The organism is Nocardia tengchongensis, assembly GCF_054781395.1.
This window is the reverse complement of sequence record NZ_BAAGUM010000019.1, coordinates 274335-280523: the sequence shown is the minus strand read 5'-3', so window position 1 is coordinate 280523 and position 6189 is coordinate 274335. Positions and strand designations below refer to the sequence as shown.

Genomic DNA, 6189 nt, shown 5'->3' with positions numbered 1-6189 from the left:
CGAGGAACTTCGCGGTCGTCTTCACCCCCGCCTTGTCGGGCAGGTTCCGGTTCTCGGCTTCCCGAACCAGCTTGTGCTCGAACGCCGCCATCTTCCGCCGCGCGACTTCCCAATCCCGCATCAATTCCACGACACCGTCATCGGAAATCGGATCGAGACTGTTGTTGAGCAGGATATCCACGGCATCGAACACCCGCTCGGCGGCAACAGCCACCGGGGTATCGAGCTCGAGAATCTCACCGCCCCAATTCATACACCAATTCTACCGCGATTCAATCTACGGAGACGGCGAATTCAATTGTTGCACAACGCGTTTCACATTCAATCTGTGTGCTGGGGCCGATTTCGACCCCGGCACACGACCGTCACGCAGGCTGAATGTCCGGTAGCTTCCAAGCCTTCTCGGAGAGCGCCGGCTGCGGCCCGTAGAAGCGGAACATGATTTCGAACGTCTTCCCGGATTTGGTAGGAATCCAGTTGGACTTCTTGCCGTCGGGCGCGCTGGGTCCGATGTAGAGGTCGACCAATCCGTCTGAATTGGTCTGCAGACCAGGGGTATTGGAGGCGCGGCTGGCCCAATCGACATCGCGGATAAGCGTATGGGTGCCGCGGTCGTAGGCGGTCGCCGACCAGTAGAGCGACACCGGAACGTGCGCCGGCACAGTGATCTTGTAGTTCTTGCCGCCCTCGAAGTCCTTGCCCTCGGAGTCGTGGATGGAAACCAGGTAGAACTGCCCCTTGCCAAGGTCTTTCGGGGCGAAGAAGGCGAACGAGTAGGCCATGCCGCGGGCGTCGACCGGATAGTTGGCAGGGTCGGCGAAGCCATCGTGCATGGCAGTGACCAGCTGCTGGTTCGCGGGAAGCGCCCAGTGGGTGCTGTCGAAATACGGGGGTTCGAAGGATTTGACGTACAACTCTTCGAGCCATTTGCCCGCATCGACCGCGGCACTGTCCAATCGGGTCAGCGTTGCCGAGTCCGGCTGGTACGGCGCGCCTTTGGTGATGCCGAGGCTGGAGAGCTGGTTGACCATCGCCATGTCGCGAGGTAGCCATCCCTCGGCTTGCACCACCCTGTTCAGCGCGGTGAAGAAGTCCCGGTTGTAAGGAATGGTGGCGTCGAATTCTTTGCCCGACGCATCGACATACGTTGTCGGGGGCGGGTTTCCGGCGGCGTCGAGGCTGTAAAGGCGGGCCCGCTTGCCGTAGTCCACGGCGGCGGCCACATCGGCGTCGGTCCCGCTCTTCAGATTTGAGCGCAGCAACGCGAATCCGGCTTTGGTTTCGGAATGCAGCGGAATGAACCCGTCGGGGATCTGCCCGTTGTAGCCGGGCGGCAGGATCAGATACCGTCCGCCCGCGCCCTTGTCGATACCGGCCGGGCCGACATCCGCCAGGGGCGTCTGCCAGCCCGAGTCGATGGAGCCCGTGATCGTGGAATCGCCTTCGGCGGGCGGGATGTCGAGCACTACCGGCCCGGCCGAGGTGTCGTAGAACGGCATCAGATAGATGGCGTTCGGGTTCGGGGTGAGGGTCTGGTTCTTCCAATCCACCAGTTTCGACCAGTAGACGATCTGGTTCGAGCCGCCGCCGATCCCGATCGCGGCCTGCAACATCCGGTCGTAGTTGACGGCGGGCATGCCCCACACGACCGCTTCGAATGCCCTGGACGAGATCGGATCGCGGTCGATGCTGGAGTCCGGCTTCGAGGATGCGTCCGATTTCGAGTCATCGTCGTCGCGCTTGGATATCGCGACCGCGCCGCCACCGATCGCCGCGCCGAGCGCCGCTGTGGCGACCGCCCCGAGCAGGGCCGCGCGCCTGGATACGGTGGGGCCGGAATCGCCGGATCTGGTTGCCGCTTCGTTATCAGGTGACATGGCCGGAAAGTAGCAGCGCGACCTCGATCTCAGCTTAATCGCCACAGGTTCGCTGCGGATCTCGAGTTCGATCGATAGATAACCGCGACGTGGCTATTCATCGGTTCCGTCGCCGCATGCTGTAGATGTGCTGATTGATAGCTGAAGCGGTATTGGCCGGAGCTGGGTCCGGGCTGGCCGTCGAACCGAGAAGGAGCGAGTGCGTGAAGACTCTGCGATCTGGAACGGCAGTGATCGGTGCGCTACTGGTGTGCGCCACCGCGGTCGCGTGCAACGATTCCTCGGGCTCGACTTCGAGCACCACCACGAGCGCTGCCGCCGGCGCGAAAGCCCAATCCGCACCGGACTATCCACCGAACCAGCCCGCGATCGTCACCGCAGAGAACTTCGCGCGCGCGGAGTCCGACCGCGAGTTCGCGATCTCGGTCGAGGAGGTTGGGATCGGCAATTTCCACCACATCCGCGAGCCCATGCCGATCGACCATCAGACCGTGGTTCGCGCGAACCGCGACACCCTCTACTCCTCGGCGGTCTTCGATCTCAACGCCGGTCCGGTCTCCATCACCCTGCCCGACGCGGGGGATCGGTTCATGTCCATGCAGATCATCGACGAGGACGAGTACACCCCGGACGTCGTCTACAAGGCCGGCACCTACACCTACGACCGCGACAAGGTCGGCACGCGGTACATGATCGCCGCGATCCGCACCTTCGTCGACCCGAACAACCCTGCCGACGTCGACGCCGTCCACAAGCTGCAGGACGCCGTCACCATCAAACAGGACAACAAGGGCACCTTCGAGATTCCCCAGTGGGACAAGCCCAGCCAGGACAAGGTTCGCGATGCCCTGATCACTCTCGCGTCGACGCTGCCCGACACCAAGAACGCCTTCGGTCCGCGCGGGCAGGTCGACGAGGTCCGCCACCTGATCACTTCTGCCTCGGCGTGGGGCGGCAACCCCGAGAAGGACGCCCTCTATCTCAATGTCACTCCGCCCGAGAACAATGGGCAGGTCAACTACAAGGTGCACGTGAAAGACGTGCCCGTGGACGGTTTCTGGTCGATCAGCGTCTACAACGCCCAGGGCTACTACGATGCGAACCCGTACAACGCGAATTCGATCAACAACGTCACGGCCAAGAAGAACGCCGACGGGTCCTTCGACATCCAGTTCGGCGGCTGCGACGGCCAAATCCCCAACTGCCTGCCCATCGAAGCCGGCTGGAACTACATGGTCCGCCTCTACCGTCCGCAGCAGAGCATTCTCGACGGCACCTGGGCCTTCCCGCAGGCGCAGCGGATCGGGTAATCCTCACCGGTGACCGCGGTGGGCCGTCTCCGGGCCGAGCGCGCGCAGTAGTTCGAGCGCTGCGATGCTCGCGGATCCCGGAGGCGGCGTGAACACGCGCAACCGCTGGTCCTCTGCCTGCGTCTGCAGCAGCTCGTAGTCGAATTCGATGGTTCCGATGGCCGGATGCACCACGCGCACTTGGCTTTCGCGGCGTACGGCCACCTCGTGCCGCTGCCACAGTTCGGTGAACTCCGGGCTCGCGGCCTGCAGCCGGTCGATCAGAGCGGTCGAGGCGGCGTCGTAGCCGCGCCGGGTGGCGGCGGCGCGCAGATCCGCGACTCGCACCCGGCCGAGGCGGTCGTGCTCGTCCTCGGGATACGCCGCGCGGACCGCGGGTTCGGTGAACCAGCGCCACGCGATATTGCGGTCCGCTTCGTCGATCGTGCACACGCATCCGAACAGGGCCTCGGCCAAGGCATTCTGGGCGAGCAGGTCACCCAGGTCGGTGATGAGCTGGACGGGGGTGTCGCCAAGTCGATCGAGCAGATAACGCAGGGCAGGCCGCACCGTGGTCCCGGCCTGTGTTCCGGCGGGCGGGCGGTGGCCGGCCAGCAGATACAGGTGATCTCGCTCGTCGGCGCTCAGTCTCAGGGCTCTGGCGAGGGCGGCGAGCAGCTGGACCGAAGGCTGGGAGCTGCGTGCCTGCTCCAGCCGCATGACGTAATCGGCTGATACCCCGGCCAGTTGGGCCAGCTCCTCGCGGCGCAGGCCCGGCGTGCGGCGGCGCGGTCCGGCGGCCAGGCCGGCCTCCTGGGGCTGGAGGCGCTCGCGGGACCTGCGGAGGAAGTCCGCCAGCTTGTCGCGATCCATCGTCATAGCGTCCATACTCCGCGACCCGGACCCACTCCTGCGCGACCGGGGACGCGGCGCCCGCACGTCGCGGCCACCGAAGCCCCTGCCGCGCACGCTAGGAGCCCCACTCCTAGGGCAAACTCTCCGCTCCTCAGCACCCGGATTTCCCGGCAACGTGTCCGGTATCGACAGACACGAAGGGAGCTGGACATGAGGGAGATCGCAGTAGGGGTCGCGCACGTGCCGTATCGGGTGCTGGGGGCGGGCCGCCCGCTGGTCCTGGTGCACGGGGCCGGTGCGGGGGCGCGAGCGTGGGACGGCGTGGCGGACGCGTTCGCGAAGTCCAACACGGTTGTGGTGCCGAATCTTTCGGGCAGCGACTCGGCGCGCGACGATGGGCGCGAGCTCACCGTCGACATTCTCGCCGAGCAATTGGCCGCCGTGGTCACCGATCTGGATGCGGGCCCCGTCGACTTGGTCGGGCATTCCCTGGGCGGCGTGGTCGTGTCCGCGCTCGCCGCGTCGCGGCCCGATCTGGTTCGCGCCGTCGTCCCGGTCGCGACCTTCGCCGGGCCGGGCGACGAATACGTGCGTAATTCACTGACCGTCTGGCGCGATCTCCTCGGCGACGCAGACACTTTCGCGCGCTACTCGATGCTGCTGGCGTTCAGTCGCGCGCATCTGCGGTCCCTCGGCTACGACGCCGTGGAGGAGCTCGCCGCCGCCTTCCGGCCCAACGAAGGCAGACGGCGGCAGATCGAACTCGCTCTGCGCCTGGACATTCGGGACCTGTTGCCCCGGATCGACGCCCGCGCCTTGGTGATCGGAGCGACCCACGACTCCTTCCTGCCCGTGGAGAACGCTCGTGAACTGGCGGCCGCCATTCCGGGTGCGGGGTACGAGGAGGTCGACACCGGACACGTCGTCATGGCCGAGCAGCCAAGGGAATTCGTGAAACTGATCCGCGACTTCCTCGCCTGACCGTAGATACGACCGGCAGACGGGAATTCGACGCCTACCGGCTGTGGTCGTATGTGCCCGCCGCCGAGCGTGCGGCCCGCGTGGCCGCAGCGGGCCTGCAGGGTGTCGCCGAGATGGTGGGCTAATCGCTGCGGGCTACGCGGCGGGCGGGATGTACTTCGCGTTGCCGTCTGATCGCCGCGTCCACGATCCCCTCCCGCGACACCATCCGAATCCCCCCGGCGCTGCCGCGAACCGGCATCGCGGTGCGGTGCGCGCGGTTGCGCCACATTCCGGCCGTCGCCGGGGCGCGGCAGGTCAGCTGGTCGGTTGCGGCCGCAGGGTGAGGCTCTGCTGGGCGTAGCCGACCGGTCCCCGCAGGTCGTGCAGGACGGTGGTGGTCAGCCCGTGGCCGTCGTGGCCGAACACGACCGAGGTGTCGAGCCCCACCCACGGGGTCTCGGGCTGCCGGTACAGGTGGACGGTCATATCCACGTTCGGGAACATCCATTTGGTGGGTTCCTGCCGGACGGCGATGCCGTTCGCGGTGTCGACCAGGGCGATGTAGGAGGCCAGGGGATCGGCCGCCTCGCCGGCGACCAGGTCCACGGGGCTGCTGATCCACGCGGTGGCGCGGCCCGGCTGGGGGATGCCGACCTGGCGGGCGTCGACCGAGGCGATGTAGCCGCCGGGCCAGACGGGGGTGAGTGACCAGGGCGCGAGGTCGTCGGGCGGGGGCAGGCGGTCGGGTTCGCCGCCGGCGACGATGCCGGTGTCCTGGGCGCCCAGGAACCAGGCCCGCGCGCTGACGGTGTCGCGGCCGCCGACGCTCACCGTGGCCTCCATCAGTTCGATGGTGCGGCCCGGCCGGATGGTCTCGACCCGAATCTCGAACTCCTCGAACGCGATCCGGCCGAGAATGTCGAACCCGATGCGGCTCATCGCGAGGTCGGGCCGCTGGGTGCGGGCGCGCAGCATCTCGTGGACGATCAGCCCGGCGACGGGGCTGAAGTGCTGCTCGTCGGAGGCCCACGCGCCGCCGGCGTGGTGCGTGGGGACGAAGCGGTTTTCGCCGACGCGCCGGAAGTAGGCGGTTTCGGGTGCGGTCGTATCCATCACGTTTCTCAACCTACGGGTCGAGTTTTGATATGACCAGTCGGTATACCACCTTTGTGGTTGATCTAACGGCCTCGGACTGCGGATATGAT

Annotated in this window: 6 protein-coding genes; 2 read left to right on the top strand and 4 right to left on the bottom strand. The window is 66.4% G+C overall.

Annotated elements, in window-relative coordinates:
* Positions 1-253 (bottom strand): hypothetical protein (locus tag ACYVKL_RS36935; protein WP_460774125.1); only part of this gene is annotated, 253 nt, incomplete at its 3' end.
* A gap of 112 nt (positions 254-365) precedes the next feature.
* A complete protein-coding gene (locus ACYVKL_RS36930) occupies positions 366-1877 on the bottom strand; it encodes a DUF1214 domain-containing protein (protein ID WP_379173151.1) in 1512 nt (503 codons plus the stop codon).
* 368 nt (positions 1878-2245) lie between these two features.
* Between ACYVKL_RS36930 and ACYVKL_RS36925 the strand changes: the two genes are divergently transcribed.
* Positions 2246-3187, top strand: a complete 942-nt coding sequence (locus ACYVKL_RS36925; protein ID WP_379173178.1) for a DUF1254 domain-containing protein — start codon at positions 2246-2248, stop codon at positions 3185-3187.
* A gap of 3 nt (positions 3188-3190) precedes the next feature.
* On the opposite strand, the gene ACYVKL_RS36920 is transcribed toward ACYVKL_RS36925, so the two are convergent.
* Positions 3191-4039, bottom strand: coding sequence for an MmyB family transcriptional regulator (locus tag ACYVKL_RS36920; protein WP_379173177.1), 849 nt, complete (start codon positions 4037-4039; stop codon positions 3191-3193).
* Between the two features lie 192 nt (positions 4040-4231).
* On the opposite strand from ACYVKL_RS36920, the gene ACYVKL_RS36915 reads away from it, so the two are divergent.
* A complete protein-coding gene (locus ACYVKL_RS36915) occupies positions 4232-5002 on the top strand; it encodes an alpha/beta fold hydrolase (protein WP_379173149.1) in 771 nt (256 codons plus the stop codon).
* Positions 5003-5299: 297 nt separating this feature from the next.
* Here ACYVKL_RS36915 and ACYVKL_RS36910 read toward each other — a convergent pair whose 3' ends face one another.
* Entirely contained in the window at positions 5300-6097 is a 798-nt protein-coding gene (locus tag ACYVKL_RS36910; RefSeq protein WP_379173147.1) for a thioesterase family protein, read from the bottom strand.
* Between the last annotated feature and the right edge of the window lie 92 nt (positions 6098-6189).